Here is a 17,603-nt window from a genome sequence, read left to right as displayed (position 1 = left end):
TAACCCCCGTAACAGCGTAGAGTTGATCGTATCCTTCACGCAGGGGTGAGAGTATTCATGCTCATCCCTGCACAGGATGCGAGATCTTTGCGCGGCGCCAGCGTCCTGCTGGAACGCGTCTTTCTCGACGCGAGCCGTCATCCGCTTCGCTTGAGAACCTCTAGATGTCCGCGAGCTCGGCGACGTGATCGGCGATCGCGAGCGACGACGTCAGTCCGGGCGATTCGATGCCGAACAGATTGACCAGGCCCGCGACACCGTGATCGCGCGGGCCCTGCATCAGAAAGTCCTGCGTGGCCACAGCCGGCGGCACGATCTTCGGGCGGATGCCTGAATAGCTCGGCATCAGCGCCCCGTCGGGCAGCGTCGGCCAGTATTTGCGGATCGCCGGGTAGAAGCGTTCCGCCCGTGAGGGGTCGACCTCGTAGTCGATCGTTTCGATCCACTCGACGTCGGGCCCGAAGCGCGCTTGTCCCGCCATGTCCAGGGTCAGATGTACCCCTAACCCGCCGGGTTCGGGCACCGGATAGATCAGGCGTGAGAACGGCGCCTTGGCGTTGCAGCTGAAGTAGTTTCCCTTGGCGAGATAGGCCGGCGGAATCCGGTCCAGCGGCATGCCCTCGATACTGCGCGCCACATTGGTCGCCGACAGCCCCGCGGCGTTGACGAGGAGGCTGCACTGCAGCGTCATCGGCGTCTCGCCGCCGGCATCGATCTCGATGACGCCGGCCGTCGCCTTTGCGCGGACCAGCGGGGTGTGAAACGCAAAGGCCGCACCGGCATCCTCAGCCTCGCCGCGGAGCGAGAGCATATAGGCGTGGCTGTCGATGATGCCGGTCGAGGGCGAGAGGAGCGCAGCGTCGCAGGCGAGCGCCGGCTCCAGCGCGCGTGCGGCCTCCCCCGACAGCAGCTGCATGTCGAGCACGCCGTTAGCTTCGGCATGGGCCTTGATCGATTGCAGCTTCTCGGTCTCTTTCGCGCTGGTCGCGACGATCAGCTTGCCGCAGTTTCTGTGCGGGATGCCGCGCTCGGCGCAGTAGCGGTAGAGCGCGTGCTTGCCGCTGACGCACATGCGGGCCATCCAGCTCCCGGCGCGGTAGTAGATGCCGGCATGGATCACCTCGCTGTTGCGCGAGGAGGTGACGGTGCCGATGGCCTCGGCTTCCTCGAGCACGATCACCTCGCGGCCGGCTTGCGCAAGCCTTCGAGCCACCGCGAGACCGACCACGCCGGCTCCGATGACGACGCAGTCGACCCTATCCATGGTTGTGGATGATGTCCGCTGGAAGCGCCGGTGGCACCGGGTTCGCAAATAAGGGGGCGGGGCCGTTTTCCGTTAAGGAGGCGTTTATCATGTCAGGGCAATTGCCGTCGTTCGCGTTACATTTTTCCATTGCACGTACAGGCATTTACCCGATCCAAACCCGCGAGGCCAGACAATCCCACGTTGAAATCGCGGGTGGCTGATGGCTGAGAAGAACTGGCACGCGGGCAGCACGCTTCCGATTGCTGTGCAGGCCGTCATGTGCCTCGCCGGCGCGGTCGCGCCTGCGCATGCCTATGCGTCGTCGGACGGCTTTGCCGCCCCGGGCGATCTCGCCAGGCTCGATCCCAGTGTCATCTGGGAAGCGCTGATCGCGGGCATCGTCCTGTGCTCGTTCCTCGTTGCGATCGTGCTGTGGATTCATTCCTCGCTGCGCCGGACCAGGCGTTTGCAGTTGCGGCGCAACGCTTTCATCTCCTCCGCCATGAACAATCTCAACCAGGGCGTGGTGATGACGGACGCGCAGCGGCGCGTCATCTTCTGCAATGATCGCTATCTCGAGATCTACGGCCTGACGCGGTCGGATATCTGGACAGGCATGAACGGCCTCGAACTTCTCGCGCTGCGGCGCAAGCGCGGAGTGCTGAGCGCCTCGGACGACGAATTCTACGACAAGGCGGCAAGCGCCAATGGTCTGATCACGGAGCTGCCCGACGGCCGGGCCATCCTGGTGAAGTATTTCGTGCTGCCCAACGGCGGCTCGGTGGCGACGCATCTCGACGTCAGCGAACAGCGCAAGTTGTCGCGGCAGCTCGCCTCGACCAAGCAGTTCCTGGAATCGGTGCTGGATCATGTCCCGGCTTGCGTGGCGGCCAAGAACATCGACGACGGTCGCTACATCTTCGCGAACAGCGCCTATGAACGGTTCTGGGGATTGTCGCGGGACTGTGCCGTCGGCAGGAACGCGCGGGAGCTGTTCGTGCCAAGCTCCGCGGCCAGCATCGAGGCCGCCGACCAGGCCGCGCTGAACGCGCCGGACGGCCAGTTCCGCAACGAATTCGAGGTCGACCGCGGCGGCGTCAGGCGTATGGTTGCCTCGATCCGGATCGTAGTCCGCAACGAGAGCAACAAGCCGGAATTTCTTCTCATCGTGTTCGAGGACATCACCGACCGCCGCTCGCTGTCGCAGGAGCTGGAGAGCACCAAGCGATTCCTCGAGCGCGTGGTCGACAACATCCCGGTGGCGCTGATCGTGGAGCAGGTCAAGGACGGCCGCTATCTGCTCGCCAACCGCAGTGCGGAAACGATCCTCAACCGCAGGCGCGAAGAGGCGATCGGCCTGACCGCGTCCGACATCTTCAATCCCAAGGAAGCCAAGCTGATCATCGCGCGCGACGAGGCCGCGATCAAGAAACGCGGGATGATCACCGAGGAGCATCCGATCTCCACCAAGGACGGCCTGCGGCTGTTCCTCACCCGCCGCGCCACCGTGCTCAACGATGCCGGCGAGCCGCAATATCTTATCAAGACGCACGAGGACGTTACCGACCGCCGGCAGACCGAGTCGCGCATGGCGCACATGGCCTATCACGACGGCCTCACCGATCTGCCGAACCGCGCCGCCTTCCTTCAGGCCCTGACCCAGATGATCGAAGCCTGCGAGGGGACCGACGAGGAATTTGCGGTCCTCTGTATCGACCTTGACGGCCTCAAGGAGGTCAATGACGTCTTCGGGCACGCGCTTGGCGACAAGCTCCTGATCGAGGTCGCCCAGCGGCTCCAGGATGCCGCGCGCGGCGGCCTGGTGGCGCGCCTCTCCGGCGACGAATTCGGTTTGATTATCGACGGCAAGCAGCCCGAAGTGGGCCTTGCGCTGGCGCAGCGGCTGGGGGAGGCGCTCGCGCCGGAATTCCACATCGACGGCCGGGCCGTTCGTGCCGGCATCACCACCGGTATGTCGATCTTCCCGCACAATGGCTCCGACGGTGCCGCGCTGCTCGCCAATGCCGGTGCGGCGCTGTTCCGCGCCAAGCAGAAGTCGCGCAGCACGATCAGCCTTTATCAGCCGGAGATGGACCAGCAGATCCGCGATCGCCGCGTGCTGCATCAGGACCTGTCTATGGCGATCAAGAACGGCGAGCTCTCGCTCGCCTTCCAGCCGCAGGGGACCGCGGGCCACAGCGTCGCCGAAAGCGAGATCATCGGCTTCGAGGCGCTGGCGCGCTGGCAGCATCCGGTGCGCGGCCAGGTCTCGCCTGCCGAGTTCATTCCGATCGCCGAGGAGAGTGGTCTGATCGTCGAGATGGGCGAGTGGATCCTGCGCGAGGCCTGCCGCGAGGCGGCGTCCTGGCTGAAGCCGCTCCAGGTCGCGGTCAATCTGTCGCCGGCGCAGTTCATGCACGGCGACGTGGTCGGATTGGTCCATTCGATCCTGATCGAGACGGGCCTTGCACCCGGCCGGCTCGAGCTCGAGATCACCGAGGGCGTGCTGATCGAGGATTTCGACCGTGGCCTTGCGCTGCTGCGCCGCCTGAAGGCACTTGGCGTCCGCATCTCCATGGACGATTTCGGCAGCGGCTATTCCTCGCTGAGCTATCTCCAGGCGTTCCCGTTCGACAAGATCAAGATCGACCGCGCCTTCATCATCAATCTCGGCCGCAACCCGCAATCGGCGGCGATCGTGCGCGCCGTGATCAATCTCGGCCACGGTCTCGAGATGTCGATCGTCGCCGAGGGCGTCGAGACCGTCGACCAGCTCGCCTTCCTCGCCAAGGAGGGCTGTGATGGCGTGCAGGGCTACCTGCTCGGCAAGCCGCTTCCAATCGGGAAATATGCCGGCCTCATCGGCCGCACTGAAGTCTTGGAGCTCGCGCTCAAGACCGGCTAGTGATGAGGAGCGCTTTGCTCCTTCTCGATGGCCTCATGGCGGATTACGACCTCGCGATCATCGGCGGCGGCCTGAACGGCGTCAGCCTCGCCCGCGATGCGGCGGGCCGGGGCCTGCGGGTCATCCTGTTCGAGCAGGGCGATCTCGGCGGCGCGGCATCATCTGCGACACCGCGGCTGATCCACGGCGATCTCTCGGTGCTGGAGCGCCGCGGTTTCCGGCGGGTGCGTCGGGCTCTGACCGAGCGCCCGACCTGGCTTCGGATCGCGCCGCATCTGGTCCGGCCGATGCAATTCGTCATCCCCGCGCATGCCGATGAGCGTCCGCCATGGCTGCTGCGTGCCGGCCTGTTCCTTTACGACAGCCTCTCCAGCCGCAGCGGCCTGCCCGGCGCAACGACGCTCGACATCACGCATCATCCGGTCGGCAACGCATTGAAGCGTCCGTTAGGACTGGCGTTCGCATATTGGGACTGCGTCGTCGACGATTCCCGCCTTGTGGTGCTGACGGCGCTCGATGCCGCCGAACGTGGCGCGGCGATCCGGACCGGAGCGCGCTGTGTCCGCGTCGATCGAACCGATACCTGGCGGCTCGCGGTGGTCGATCGTGGCCACCGCCGCACGATCACGGCGCGGGCCCTCGCCAACGCCACCGGAGCCTGGACGTCGATGGTCGCGGACACCGTGCTGCGGCATCGGCAGGCCCCCATGGCGGCCACGCAGATGAGCCAGATCGTCGTGCCGCGGCTGTTCGATTCAGACAACGTCTACGTCTTCCAGAACAGCGACGGACGTCTGATCTTCGCAAGCCCGTTCGAGCGGGAGTTCACGCTGATCGGCACGGTCACGCATGAATTTACCGGCGATCCCGCGATCGTGGCGATCTCTGGCGCCGACGTCAGCTATCTCTGCGAAGCGGCCAGTCGCTATTTTCGCGAGCGGATCGGCCCGACCGACGTGGTCCGCACCGTCTCCGGCGTCAACCTGACGCTGGCGTCCACGCGAGGACGCGACGGCACGACACTGTTTCATGCGCGCCGGCGCAAGGCGCCGCTGGTCACCATGTTCGGCGGCGACGTCACGACGTCGCGCCTGCGCGCGGAGCGGGCGGTAACGAAGTTGGCGCCGTTCTATCCGATGTCGCCGCCCTGGACTGCCGTCGCCGCGCTGCCCGGCGGAGACTTCGCCTGGGATCGTTTCGACACCGAGGTGGACCTCGCACGCGAGCGCTGGCCCTTTCTCTCGGAGCCGGAGGCCTTGCGTCTCGTCGCGGCCTACGGCTCGCGGCTATCGGCCGTGCTGGGCAATGCCAGGACCCGCGAGGAGCTTGGACCCGTCTTCGGCGCCGAGCTGACCGGCGCCGAAGTGCGCTATCTCATGGCACGCGAATGGGCCCGCTTTCCCGAAGATATCCTGTGGCGCCGCTCCAAGCTTGGCCTGACTATGCCTGTAGCCGACCGTGACGCGCTGGCCGTATTCATGGCGGGTGTGAACGATTCATCCTGAACCGGTTGAGCTGGAGACGATCGGCCGCTAGCGTGCGGCGGAATCGGGGTTGGCAGGGAACATGACGGACGAGTTGCCCAGAACGGACGCCGCGGCCAATGCAGCTGACGGAGATGCATATCCTGGGCCCGGCCAGCCGCTGCTGCGCATCGAGAGCGTCGCCAAGACCTTCGGGACGTTCCGCGCGGTGGACGGCGTGTCGCTCGACATCAAGGCCGGCGAGTTCTTCGCGCTGCTCGGCCCGAGCGGCTGCGGCAAGACCACGCTTTTGCGCATGCTCGCCGGCTTCGAGGCGCCGGACGAGGGGCGCATCCTGCTCGGCGGCAAGGACATCGCGCAGGCGCTGCCGCACGAGCGGCCGATCAACATGATGTTCCAGAACTATGCGCTGTTCCCGCATCTGTCGGTGCGCGACAACATCGCCTTTGGCTTGAAGCGCGCCGGCATGCCGCGCGCCGACATCGCCACCCGCGTGGCCGAGATGGTTGCGCTGGTGAAGCTCGAAGGGCTGGAGAAGCGCAAGCCTGACCAGCTCTCGGGCGGCCAGCGCCAGCGCGTGGCGCTGGCCCGCGCGCTGGCGCGCCGGCCGCAATTGCTGCTGCTCGACGAGCCGCTCGCAGCCCTCGACAAGAAGCTGCGCGAGAGCACGCAAGGCGAGCTGATGGAGCTGCAGCGGCGGCTGGGCATGACCTTCATCATCGTCACGCACGACCAGGAGGAGGCGATGACGATGGCGAGCCGGATCGGCGTGATGAAGGCTGGCAAGCTCGCCCAGGTCGCCAGTCCTCGCGAACTCTATGAGGCGCCGCGCTCGCGCTGGATCGCGGAATTCGTCGGGGACATCAATCTGTTCGACGGCGAGTCCAAATTGCGCGACGGTCATCGTCTGGTGATTGGCACGCGTGATGCGGGTGCGCTGGTGGTGGCCGAGCCGCGCGAACCGGTCGGCGCCGGGAAATTGTCGGTGGCGATCCGTCCCGAGAAGATCAAGTTGTCACGCCGCGGTCCCGTCAGCGAGGCCGGTCACGAAACGGCGATCAACCGGCTGGACGGCGTCATCGCCGACATCTGCTATCTCGGCGGCACCACGACCTATAAGGTGAAGCTCGACACCGGTGGGACGGTGCAGGCGTCGGTCGCCAACAGCGCGCGCCTCGACGTCGATGCCTACAGCCTGAACCAGCATGTCGTCGCCTGGTTCACGCCCGACGATTGCGTGGTGCTGCTGTCATGAGCTCGCGCCGCATCTTCGCGCGACCGGCGCGCTTCGCCGTGATCGCACCCTATGTCTGGATGGTGCTGTTCTTCCTGGTGCCGTTCGCCTTCGTGCTGAAGATCAGCCTCTCGCAGACGGCGATCGCACAGCCGCCCTACGAGCCGGTATTCGACCTGACGGCGGGATGGGACGCGCTCAAGGGCGCCTTTGCCGCGCTCTCGGTCGACAATTTCAAGCTGCTGGTCTCCGACGACCTCTATGTGTTCGCCTATGTCCGCAGCCTCACCGTCGCCGTCACGGCGACTGCCCTGTTGCTGCTGATCGGCTACCCCATCGCCTATGGCATGGCGCGGCTGCCGAAGCGCTGGCAGGCGGTGGCGATGGTGCTGGTGATCGTGCCGTTCTGGACCTCGTTCCTGATCCGCATCTATGCCTGGATCAACATCCTCCAGCATGACGGCCTGCTCAACCAGATCCTGCTGGCGCTGCATCTGGTCAGCCAGCCCGTGGTGTGGCTCTCCACCGACACCGCGATGTATATCGGCATCGTCTACTCCTATTTGCCGTTCATGATCCTGCCGCTCTATGCCACGCTCGCCAAGATGGAGCCGGCGCTGGAGGAGGCTGCCTCCGATCTCGGCGCGCCGCCCTGGCAGGTGTTCTGGCTCGTGACTTTTCCGCTGTCGCTGCCCGGTGTCGGCGCGGGCGTGCTGCTGTGCTTCATCCCCATCGTCGGAGAGTTCGTCATCCCGGATCTCCTGGCCGGCTCCAACGCGCTGATGATCGGCCAGACCCTGTGGCTCGAATTCTTCACGAACAAGGACTGGCCGGTTGCGTCCGCGGCCGCCATCGTGTTGCTGATGGTGCTGCTGGTGCCGCTGCTGCTGTACGAGCGGCTCCAGAAGCGGCAGCTCGAACATGGGCGGTGAGGCGATGCGCAAGGTCTCCCGCCTGTCCCGCTTCAACATTGTCTCGCTGGCGCTGGGGCTGGCATTCCTCTATTTGCCGATCCTGATCCTCGTCATCTATTCCTTCAACGACTCGCGGCTGGTGACGGTGTGGGGCGGCTGGTCGCTGCGCTGGTACCACGAGTTCTTCAACGACCGCGCCATGATCGACGCGGCCTGGATGAGCCTGCGGGTCGCGGTTTTCTCCGCGAGCATCGCGACGCTGCTGGGCACGCTCGCCGCCGTCGCGCTGTCGCGCGGCGAGCGGTTCCGCGGCCGCACGCTGTTCTCCGGCATGCTCTATGCGCCGCTGGTGATGCCGGAGGTGATCACCGGATTGTCGCTGCTGCTGCTGTTCGTTGCGCTGAACGCCGAGCGCGGCTTCTGGACGGTGACGATCGCCCACACCACGCTGACGATGTGCTTCGTCGCAGTGGTGGTGCAGTCCCGCCTCGGCTCGCTCGATCGCTCACTGGAGGAGGCGGCGATGGACCTCGGCTGTGATCCTGTCCGCGCGTTCGTGTCCGTCACGTTGCCGCTGATCGCGCCGGCGATCGTCGCCGGCTGGATGCTCGCGTTCACGCTGTCGCTGGACGATCTCGTGATCGCGAGCTTCACCACGGGCCCCGGCTCGGCAACGCTGCCGATCCGGATCTATTCGGAGGTGCGGCTCGGGGTGAAGCCCGAGATCAACGCGATCTGCACGCTGGTGATCGCCGTGATCGCGGTTGTCATCGTCATCGCCTCGCTCGCCTCGAAATTGTCGAGCTCGCAGGGCGAGAGCGCCGCGCCGTTGTAGGCCCGGTCATTGCGAGGAGCCCGCGACAAAATTGCGAAGCAATTTTGCGCTGGAGCGACGAAGCAATCCAGGCTTTCGCAGCTGAAACACTCTGGATTGCTTCGCTCTGCTCGCAATGACGAGAGGCGGCTACGACTTCACCGCACCCGCCGTCAGCCCGCCCACCATGTAGCGGCAGCGCGTAGATGAAGCCGGTCGTCATGAGCAGCTCCCACGGCGAATCGTCGGCGGCGAGGAAGTTGCCGAGCGCGACGGGGAGGGTGATCTCGCGGTCGTTCGAGAGCAGCAGGAACGCGTAGAGATATTCGTTCCAGGCCAGCAGCACCGCATAGGTGCCGATCGCGACCAGCGACGGCATCATCAGCGGCAGGTAGACCAGGCGGAAGATCTGCAGCGTGGTCGCGCCGTCCATCACGGCGGCCTCGTCCAGCTCGACCGGCAGCTTGTCGGAGGCCTGCTTGAGCACCCAGATCGCGTAGGGGCTCGCGATCGTCACCATGGCCAGGATCAGCGACCAGTGATTGTTGAGCAGGCCGTAATTGCCCATGGTGCGGTACATCGGCACGGCGAGGAACGCCGCGGGGATGAAGTAAGTGAAGAGCGCGAGGTTCAACACGGTGCGTCCGCCCGGCACCTTCAGCCGCGAGATCGAGAACGCCGCCGCGGTCGCGATGAACAGTGTCAGCACGCCGACGGAGACCGCGATCACGGTCGAATTCCAGAACTGGATGTAGAAGTCGCGCAGGAAGTAATGCTGCTGTTTGAAGACGATCTCGAAATTGTGCAGCGTCGGGTGATCCGGCCACAGCTTGCCCGAGAACGCGTCCTCCTTCGGGGAGATCGCGAACAGGAACATGTGATAGATCGGGATCATCGTCCACAGGAAGACGGGAATTCCGATCAGCAGCAGCCGCGCTTCGGTTCCGACGTCGCGCCAGGAAAACTCTCTTAGGCCGGGGAGCTTCATCGCGACAACCGTTTCATCATGAAGTACACGAGCGGCAGGACGAACGGCATCGCGCAGACGATCGATGCCATGGCCAGCGAGAGCTGGTCGAGCCGGAGATAGCGGATGCCGAGCGTCGCCAGCACGTGCGTGAGGTCGGCCGGGCCGCCGCCGGTGAGCAGGTAGACGCTGTTGAAATCGCCCAGCGTCCAGATCATCGAGAGCAGGGTGCAGGTGACGTAGAGCGTCTGCATCGACGGCCAGGTGATGTAGCGGAATTTCTGCCACCAGCTCGCGCCGTCGACCTCGGCGGCCTCGAACAGGTCGTGCGAGATCGCGAGGCGCCCGGTGATCAGGATCAGCGTCCAGAACGGCAGCGACTTCCAGATGTGCACGGCGATCGCCATGGTCAGCGCCACGGTCGGGTCGTTCAGCCAGTTCGGGCCGTCATCGCCGGTCAGGGAGAAGATGTAGTGGTTGATCATGCCCCATTCGGGATTGAGCATGAAGCGTACCGACAGGATGGTCGGGATCGACGGCACCGCCCAGGGCAGGATGAAGATCACCGAGAGCCATTTGATCCAGGTGCGCTGCTGGGCGAAGAAGCCGGACAGGAACAGCGCGATCAACATCTTGATGTTGATGCCGATGACCAGGAAGATCAGCGTGTTGATCGCGGCGCGCGCGAAGATCGGATCATTGTAGAGCGCCACATAGTTCGATGGGGCGCGCGCCAGCCACAGCCCGTAGCAAACGGGATAGACGACGAAGGCGAGGAAAACGAGCAGATAGGGCGCGAGCAAGATGATGCCCCAGACCTGCGGCGGGGTCAGCCGCGAAGACAGGGGCGGGCCGGGGATTGCCTGATCGCCAGAGAGCGTGATCGCCATTCTTTTCGGACTCTTCCAAAGAGAAGCCGGCCGCGAAACGCGGCCGGTGTTGTTCTTACACCTCTCCCCGCGGTGCGGGGAGAGGGGAGGTTGATTTAACCGGCGACCTGCTTGATGCGGGCGATCAGCTCGTCGACGGCCTTGTCGACCGGAACCTTCTCGCTGACGACGCGGTTCATCGCCTTCGCCCACACATTCTCGTTGTTGAGAATCGTGAACTTCCAGTTCTTGGTGAAGTCGAACGCCGAGGTGCCGCCCTTGAACTGCGCGTAGACGGCCTTGCGGTGCTTGTCAGCCTGCCAGAACGGGCTTTCCTGGCTTTCCTTGGTCACCGGGAACCAGCGTCCGAGCGCGCCCTCGATGTAGGGACGGACGTTCTCCTCCTGGAGCAGGAAGCTGATGAACTGCTTGGCCTCGGCCTTGTTCTTCGCCGCGGTGAACACCAGCCCGGTCTTGACGTCGGAGCGGTACTTGATGGTCGAACCATCGGGCGCCTTGGGAAAGGACGCCGTGATGATGTCCTGCTCATAGGCCTTCTTGCCGGCGTCGCGCTGCTCCTGGGTGAGCGCATGGTTCTGCGAGTCCTCGAACCACTTCGCCGCGATGGAGATCGTGAAGTTGTGGGTCATCACGATGGTCTTGTTGTGGAACGCGACGTTGTTGTCCGGATCCTTCCAGGTGGTCGAGGAGGGCGGCGTGCAGCCCTTGATGTAGGTGTCGGTATAGTCCTTCATCGCCTTGATCAGCCCGTCGCGCACCTTCGGGTCGTCGACCAGCAGCTTGCCGTCGTCGTCGACCAGCTTGACGTGATAGGCGTCCATGAAGGTGTAGAATGACTGGAAGGAGTCGGTGGATTCCACGCCCATCGGCTGGCCGACGGCGTAGATGCGCTGGCCGGTCGCCTTGCGGATCGCCGGCTGCACCTTGTCGCACCAGAACGTCCAGTAGCCCGTCCAGTCGTTCGGGATGTCGCTCACCTTGAAGCCGGCCTTCTCCAGCATGTCGTTCCAGATCTGGACGTGCATGCTCTGCTGCTTCAGCGGAAAGCCGTAATAGGCCTTCTTCTTGGCGACGTCGTTGTAGAGGATCGATGCATCGAGCGTGTTCTGCACGAACCGGTCCTTGATCGGATTCATGACATCCGAGAGGTCCTCGAGCTTGCCTTCATAGGCCCACTTGCCCTGAGCCTGCACGTCATAGGAGTCGGAATAGGCGACGTCGGGAACGGTGCCGGCATCGAGCGCCGCGACCGTCTTCGGAATCATGTCCTGGATCGCGTATTGCGACAATTCGACCTTGATGCCGGTCTTGGCTTCGAATTTCTTGATCGTCTCGATCAGCGCGTCGTCTTCGGACCGATAGAAGCCCTTGCCCCACCAGACCGTAATCGTCTTCTGTTGCGCAAAAGCGGGTGCAGTGGCGGCAAAAAGCCCGACCGCAGCGACCGCCAATGATACTGCGCCAATAACCTTGGATTTCACGTGTTTCTCCCTCAAACGGCCGGTGTTTTTAACCGGTCGTATAAAACACTAGCGCAGGATGGTAGCGCAATCAACGCATCTTGTCAGACCTGGGTCGTGGGGCGTCGGGCCAGAGCAGATGCTTAATGCGTGCATCGATCCAATCGCCGCATCAATTCGGCCGGATCAATTCGCGATGGTCGGCCAACGCCGGACAGGCGCCGTCCTCAGTTGAAACTCCCCAGAGTCACACGTCAGCTGAGTTGGACCTGCTAGTTGGACTTGGCGTTCTCTTTGGAATTTTCCGCCGTCGGCGCTTCCGCCGGCGCGGGACGCTTTCCGCTTCCCGTGATGCGCTCGATCGCGGAGCGCACGGCGTCGCCGCCCTTGCGGTCCTTCAGCATGTCGAGCAGCGGCGCGGAGGCCGGCGAGCGGCGGATCAGGCTTTCCGGATCGGGGAAGATCAGCGGATCGTCCCATGGCCCCTGCACCACGAACGGCAATTCGAAGCCCGAGGCGCTGTTGAGGCTCGCCACGCCCTTCATGTCGTATTCGCGCGTCGGCACCGAGGCGGTGCCGGTGAGCGTGATCTTTGCCGCCGGCCCTTCGACGCGGATGTCCTCGGCGGTGGCGATCCCGTCGGAGAATTTCACGGCGATGGTGAGATTGTTGTAGGGCGTCGAGCCGTTGCGGAAATTGCCGCCGCCCGACAGCGGTCGCCGCTCCAGGCGCTTGAGGAGCTGCTCGGCGTTGAAGCCCGCGATCGCGCCGTCATGCCCGGTCACGGTGGCGCTTCCGTCGAGTGACTGCACGAGGCCGAACGGGCTCGAGCCGGAGGCGAGGAGCGAGACGTTGATGTTGCCGCGGCCGGACAGCTTGTTGAGGCCGAACAGCTCGGTGGCGCAGGCCTGGAGGTCGACGTCGGTGAACTGGAATTGCGCCTTGATGTCGGCGACGGTGTCGGACCGCGCGATGCCGAAGGAGCCCTTGGCGATCCCGCCATAGACCTGCGCCTCGCCGACCGAGAGCGCCAGCGTGCCGTTGCGCAAATTGGCGCCGATCGCGGTGCGGCCGAGCTTCGTTGGCCCGACCGTCAGCTTGGCAGCCGACAGGCGCATGTCGAGGTCGGTGGTCGACAATGCGTTGAGGTCGAACAGCTGCCTGTTCCAGTCGCGCGCGCCGCTCGCGAGCAGGCGGAACGTCGAGATGTAAGGCGTGAAGTCGAGCGCGTCGGCGGCGAGCGTCGCCTGCAGCGTCTGCCGGCCGTTATTGGCGTAGGTCATGACGCCCTCGGCGGCATTGCCGTCGAGCTCGACATTGACGTTGGTGAGTGCGATCGACGCGCCGACGACGTTGGCGCGCGCCTTCAGCGCGAAGCGGCCGAAGCCGCCGCTGCCGGGCTGCGGCTGCCCCGTCCAGCGCAGCGCGTTGCGCAAGGACGGGCTGTCGACGGTGAGCGTGCCTTCCATCATGGGGCTGGTGCGATTGGCGACACTGCCGTCGAAGGCGAGCTTGAGCGGCGGGCTGGCGATCCGCGCCTTCAGGCCGGAACGGTCGCCGGAAAGGGCGGCGACGAAATCGGAAAAGCTGATCGAGCCGTCGACGCGCTCGCCGCGCCAGTCGAACTGTCCGGTCGCAGCAAAGGAGCGCGAGATCGAAGGCCAGGCCAGCGACAGATCGATGTCCTCGAACTTCTCGGTGGCATGCGTGGCGGCGTCCTCGTAGTCGAGCACGCCGTCCTGGATACGGATCTCGGAGAACGAGACCTGGTTCTCGGCCCCGGGCTTCATGGTGCGCGCGATGGTCTGGATGAAGGGCGTCCAGTTGCTCTCGCCGTCCGGCTTGAGGCTGACATGGATGCGCGGGCGCAGCAGCGTGAGGTCGGCGATCTCGAAACGTTGCAGCAGCAGCGGCAGCAGCCGCAAATTGGCGGTGAGCACGTCGACCTGGAGTGCCGGAGCGCTGGTGCCGCCGCCCTTGAGGCCGACATCGTGGAAGGAGATGTAGCTTGCCGGCAGTACCGAGATGTCGATGCTGCCTGCGACATTGAGCTCGAGCCCGGTGACGTCGCGGATCTGCGCTTCGACCGCCTTGCGCAGCGCGTCACGGTTGATGAGCCAGGAGCTCGCGATCAGGGCGATCAGCGCGACGCCGAGCAGCGCCGCGATCGGCGTCCCGAGGCGCTTCATTCCTTGGGCCATGGTCAATGGCATGTCCTGATCGGGTTGGTCGTTGGAGCCTGGAGGGCGGGCCGGTAAACCTGCATGGCCGCGCCCAGTCCTACTGTGTTAAGTCCCGCAACTTGATGGGTTTTCTTGTCGCTTTCAAGGCCGCGGACGATTCTGCCCGCCGCGTGGGCAGCTTCTATCACCCGGGGGCGCGGCGGAGAACCCCGTATCATTGACGGCTTTGGAGGATTTCGCCTAATAATCGCCGCCAACAAGGCGCGACGCCCGCAAGCCGAAGGCTCAGAAGGTCATCTGCATGAACAAGGTCTATCCCGACGCCAAGTCGGCGCTGTCAGGCATTCTGAAAGACAACATGATGATCATGTCGGGCGGCTTCGGCCTCTGCGGCATTGCGGAGGAGTTGTCGGACGCCATCCGCGAGTCCGGCGTCAAGGGCCTGACGGTGGTCTCCAACAATGCCGGTGTCGACGGCATCGGCCTCAGCCGTCTTCTCGAAACCCGCCAGATCAAGAAGATGATCTCGTCCTATGTCGGCGAGAACAAGCTGTTCGCCCAGCAATTCCTCGCGGGCGAGCTGGAACTCGAATTCAATCCGCAGGGCACGCTGGCCGAGCGCATCCGCGCGGGCGGCGCCGGCATCCCGGCCTTCTACACCAAGACCGGCGTCGGCACGCTGATCGCCGAAGGCAAGGAAGTGAAGGAGTTCGACGGCGAGAAGTACCTGATGGAGCGCGGCCTGTTCGCCGACCTCGCCATCGTGCACGCCTGGAAGGGCGACACCGCCGGCAACCTCATCTACCGCAAGACCGCGCGCAATTTTAACCCGATGATGGCGACTGCCGCCAAGATCACGGTGGCCGAGGTCGAGCATCTGGTTCCGGCCGGCGAGCTCAATCCCGATCACATCCACACGCCCGGCATCTTCGTGAAGCGCATCGTCGAGGTCGGCACGGCCAAGAAACGCATCGAATTCCGCAACACTCGCCCGCGTCCGACGAACGCGCCGGCGGCCGGCACTGGAGTTGAAATCTGATGGCCTGGACCCGTGAACAGATGGCCGCGCGCGCCGCGAAGGAATTGCGCGATGGCTACTACGTCAATCTCGGCATCGGCATCCCGACGCTGGTCTCGAACTACATCCCGGACGGCATGGACGTCAGCCTGCAGAGCGAAAACGGCATGCTCGGCATGGGTCCGTTTCCCTATGAGGGCGAAGAAGACCCCGATCTCATCAACGCGGGCAAGCAGACCGTGAGCGAGTTGCCCTCGACCTCCTATTTCTCCAGCGCCGATTCCTTCGGCATGATCCGCGGCGGCCACATGGATCTGTCGATCCTCGGCGCCATGCAGGTGGCGCAGAATGGCGATCTCGCCAACTGGATGATCCCCGGCAAGATGGTCAAGGGCATGGGCGGCGCGATGGATCTCGTCGCCGGCGTCAAGCGCGTCATCGTGGTGATGGAGCATTCGGCCAAGGACGGCCCGAAGCTGCTGAAGAAGTGCAACCTGCCGCTGACGGGCGAGCGCGTGGTCGACATGGTCGTTACTGATCTCGCCGTGTTCACCATCGACAAGCACGGCAGCGGCGGCATGGCCCTGATCGAGCTCGCCGACGGCGTCTCGCTGGACGAGGTCAAGTCCAAGACCGAAGCGGAATTCCGCGTCGCGCTGAAGAACACGTAAGCCAGGAACGCTGGGGGCGCGCATCGCACAATACGGTTTGTGCGTCCTTGCGGTTTTGGTTCAGCGCGATCAGGTTGGGCGATGACGACTTAATTGGTCGACGCACCACGGATGCGCGGACGATGCGCCCATGCCTTCAAGCGGGGCCGCTCGGCACCTCGGAGAACCGGGTGAGCCAGGCGACCGGGCCGATGCTGGCGGCGATGATCAGGAGGGCCGCGAGCGCGCCGTCCTCGAAATTCCCCCGGCTTGCGAACTGGTAGATCGACGTCGACAGTGTTTCGACGTTGAGGGGCCGCAAGAGCAGCGTTGCCGGCAGCTCCTTCAGGCAGTCGACGAACATGATGATGACGGCGCCAAGCATCGCGGGCCGGAGCAACGGCAGATAGATCCGGCTCAACATGACCGCCTGGCCAGCTCCGACCGAGCGCGCGCTCTCGTCATAGTCGCGCGGAATGCTGTCGAACCCCGCCTTGATCATGCCGACCGGCACGGCCAGAAAACGAATCGTATAGGCGATGACGACGGCCATCCCGGAGCCGACCAGGATCAGCCCGGGGAGGGAGTATCCGATCCAGGCGGCGACCGCGCTCAGGGCCTTATCGACCGCCAGTACCGGGGTTAGCAGGCCCAGCGCAATCACGAGACCCGGCAGCGCGTATCCGGTCTGTGCGATGCTCATCGCCACATATCGCAGAGGATCCGGCCGAAAGCGGTGCGCGATCGTCGTGGCGAGCGCAAGCGTCAGAGCCATGAGCGTCGCGAGCGCTGCAAACGCAAACGAATGGAACGTATGGCGCCACAGGAGCGGGTCGAAATTCGCAAGCAGTCCGCGACCGAGAGCCTGATGCGCCAGATAGAACAGCGGCACGACGAAGCCGATCAGCACCGGCAGCAGGCAGACCGCGAACGCGATCCACGCTCTTGCGCCCGAAAGCGGGGTTCGCTGCCTCACATGCGGGCTTTCGGACGAGAATTCCGCGTTGGCGTTGCGACGGCCGTAGCGCTCCATCGCGATCAGGCCGGCGACGATCGCAAGCATCAGGCATGCGAGCTGCGCCGCGCCGGCAAGGCTGCCGCGGTTGAGCCAGGTGGTGAAGATCGAGACCGTCAGCGTGCGGATGCCGAGATATTCGCTGGCGCCGATGTCGTTGAGCGTTTCCAGCGCGACCAGCGCCACGCCGACCGCGAGCGCTGGCCGCGCCATCGGCAGCGAAACGCGCCAGAAAACTGTCCATCGGCCGGCCCCCAGCGTCGTAGCCGCCTCGGCGAATTCGGCAGACTGAACCTGAAACGTCGCGCGCGCCGACAGATAGACGTAAGGATAGAGCACGAGCCCGATCACGAACACGGCGCCCGGCAGCGAGCGCAGGTTGGGCAGATGGCTGAGGGCATCGCGCAGCGGCAGCCAGATCGCCAGGGTGCGGTGCACCAGGCCGAGCGGTTCGAACAGGTCGGCATAGACGTAGGCCGCAAGATAGGTCGGAATCGCCAGCGGCAGCGGCATCAGCCAGAGGAGCATGCCCCGGCCAGGAAAATCGTGGCGCGATATCACCCATGCAGTGCCGGCGCCGATCAGAAGTGTGAGCGCGCCGACCCCGACGAGCAGAAGGGCGGTGTCCAGGAGGGCGGCCGGCAGCACGTAGTTGATCAGGTCGTGCCACACATCGGGCGCCGGCCGCAAAGCCAGCGAAACGATCGAGATCACGGGCGCCGCGACCAGGATCGCGGTTGCGATCGCGATTGCGGTTGCGGCGCGTCCGGCGTGGACGCGGCCTCTCAAACGAGGCCGTGCGCCCGAAGCTTCCGCCACATTG

General features: G+C 64.7%; 12 protein-coding genes and 1 pseudogene. 7 read left to right on the top strand and 6 right to left on the bottom strand.

All coding sequences use genetic code 11. The annotated features are described in order from the left end of the window. Positions 1-160: 160 nt before the first annotated feature. Entirely contained in the window at positions 161-1,264 is a 1,104-nt protein-coding gene (locus AX729_RS16715) for an NAD(P)/FAD-dependent oxidoreductase (RefSeq protein WP_061024918.1), read from the bottom strand. 202 nt (positions 1,265-1,466) lie between these two features. Here AX729_RS16715 and AX729_RS16710 point away from each other — a divergent pair, with 202 nt between their 5' ends. The 5 genes from AX729_RS16710 (at position 1,467) to AX729_RS16690 (ending at position 8,618) form a co-directional block, all read left to right on the top strand. Beyond that, positions 1,467-4,151, top strand: a complete 2,685-nt coding sequence (locus AX729_RS16710; RefSeq protein WP_061024916.1) for a sensor domain-containing protein — start codon at positions 1,467-1,469, stop codon at positions 4,149-4,151. A gap of 35 nt (positions 4,152-4,186) precedes the next feature. Continuing rightward, positions 4,187-5,656 (top strand): glycerol-3-phosphate dehydrogenase, encoded by a 1,470-nt coding sequence (locus AX729_RS16705; protein ID WP_061025288.1) that lies wholly within the window; start codon positions 4,187-4,189, stop codon positions 5,654-5,656. A 61-nt stretch (positions 5,657-5,717) separates the two neighbouring features. Then, complete coding sequence (locus AX729_RS16700; protein ID WP_061024915.1) at positions 5,718-6,890, top strand: ABC transporter ATP-binding protein; 1,173 nt, start codon at positions 5,718-5,720, stop codon at positions 6,888-6,890. Continuing rightward, on the top strand, positions 6,887-7,801 hold the full coding sequence (locus AX729_RS16695) for an ABC transporter permease (protein ID WP_061024913.1): 915 nt from the start codon (positions 6,887-6,889) through the stop codon (positions 7,799-7,801). Before AX729_RS16700 ends, AX729_RS16695 begins: the two co-directional genes overlap by 4 nt. Before the next feature lie 4 nt (positions 7,802-7,805). Then, on the top strand, positions 7,806-8,618 hold the full coding sequence (locus AX729_RS16690) for an ABC transporter permease (protein WP_061025286.1): 813 nt from the start codon (positions 7,806-7,808) through the stop codon (positions 8,616-8,618). 129 nt (positions 8,619-8,747) lie between these two features. Here AX729_RS16690 and AX729_RS16685 read toward each other — a convergent pair. From AX729_RS16685 to AX729_RS16670, 4 genes and pseudogenes are all read right to left on the bottom strand, one after another. Next, positions 8,748-9,585: pseudogene (locus AX729_RS16685) on the bottom strand (carbohydrate ABC transporter permease). Next, the gene (locus AX729_RS16680) at positions 9,582-10,454 is read right to left on the bottom strand and encodes a carbohydrate ABC transporter permease (RefSeq protein ID WP_061024912.1); all 873 of its coding nucleotides are present in this window, start codon (positions 10,452-10,454) and stop codon (positions 9,582-9,584) included. Before AX729_RS16680 ends, AX729_RS16685 begins: the two are co-directional and overlap by 4 nt. A 95-nt stretch (positions 10,455-10,549) precedes the next feature. Further along, positions 10,550-11,935, bottom strand: a complete 1,386-nt coding sequence (locus AX729_RS16675) for an ABC transporter substrate-binding protein (protein WP_061024910.1) — start codon at positions 11,933-11,935, stop codon at positions 10,550-10,552. A 251-nt stretch (positions 11,936-12,186) separates the two neighbouring features. Then, positions 12,187-14,115, bottom strand: a complete 1,929-nt coding sequence (locus AX729_RS16670; RefSeq protein ID WP_061024909.1) for an AsmA family protein — start codon at positions 14,113-14,115, stop codon at positions 12,187-12,189. Between the two features lie 283 nt (positions 14,116-14,398). Between AX729_RS16670 and AX729_RS16665 the strand changes: the two genes are divergently transcribed. Both AX729_RS16665 and AX729_RS16660 read left to right on the top strand, forming a co-directional pair. Further along, positions 14,399-15,136 carry a CoA transferase subunit A gene (locus AX729_RS16665; protein ID WP_061024907.1) on the top strand — a complete coding sequence of 246 codons (738 nt, stop codon included), beginning with the start codon at positions 14,399-14,401 and terminating at the stop codon, positions 15,134-15,136. Next, entirely contained in the window at positions 15,136-15,786 is a 651-nt protein-coding gene (locus AX729_RS16660) for a CoA transferase subunit B (protein ID WP_061024905.1), read from the top strand. The genes AX729_RS16665 and AX729_RS16660 overlap by 1 nt, the downstream gene beginning before the upstream one ends. A gap of 136 nt (positions 15,787-15,922) precedes the next feature. On the opposite strand, the gene AX729_RS16655 is transcribed toward AX729_RS16660, so the two are convergent. Further along, the gene (locus tag AX729_RS16655) at positions 15,923-17,569 is read right to left on the bottom strand and encodes an ABC transporter permease (RefSeq protein ID WP_061024902.1); all 1,647 of its coding nucleotides are present in this window, start codon (positions 17,567-17,569) and stop codon (positions 15,923-15,925) included. Between the last annotated feature and the right edge of the window lie 34 nt (positions 17,570-17,603).

Origin of the sequence: Bradyrhizobium sp. CCH5-F6 (assembly GCF_001556045.1) — a bacterium.
Lineage (GTDB): Bacteria > Pseudomonadota > Alphaproteobacteria > Rhizobiales > Xanthobacteraceae > Bradyrhizobium.
This window is presented reverse-complemented; position numbering and strand designations above follow the sequence as displayed.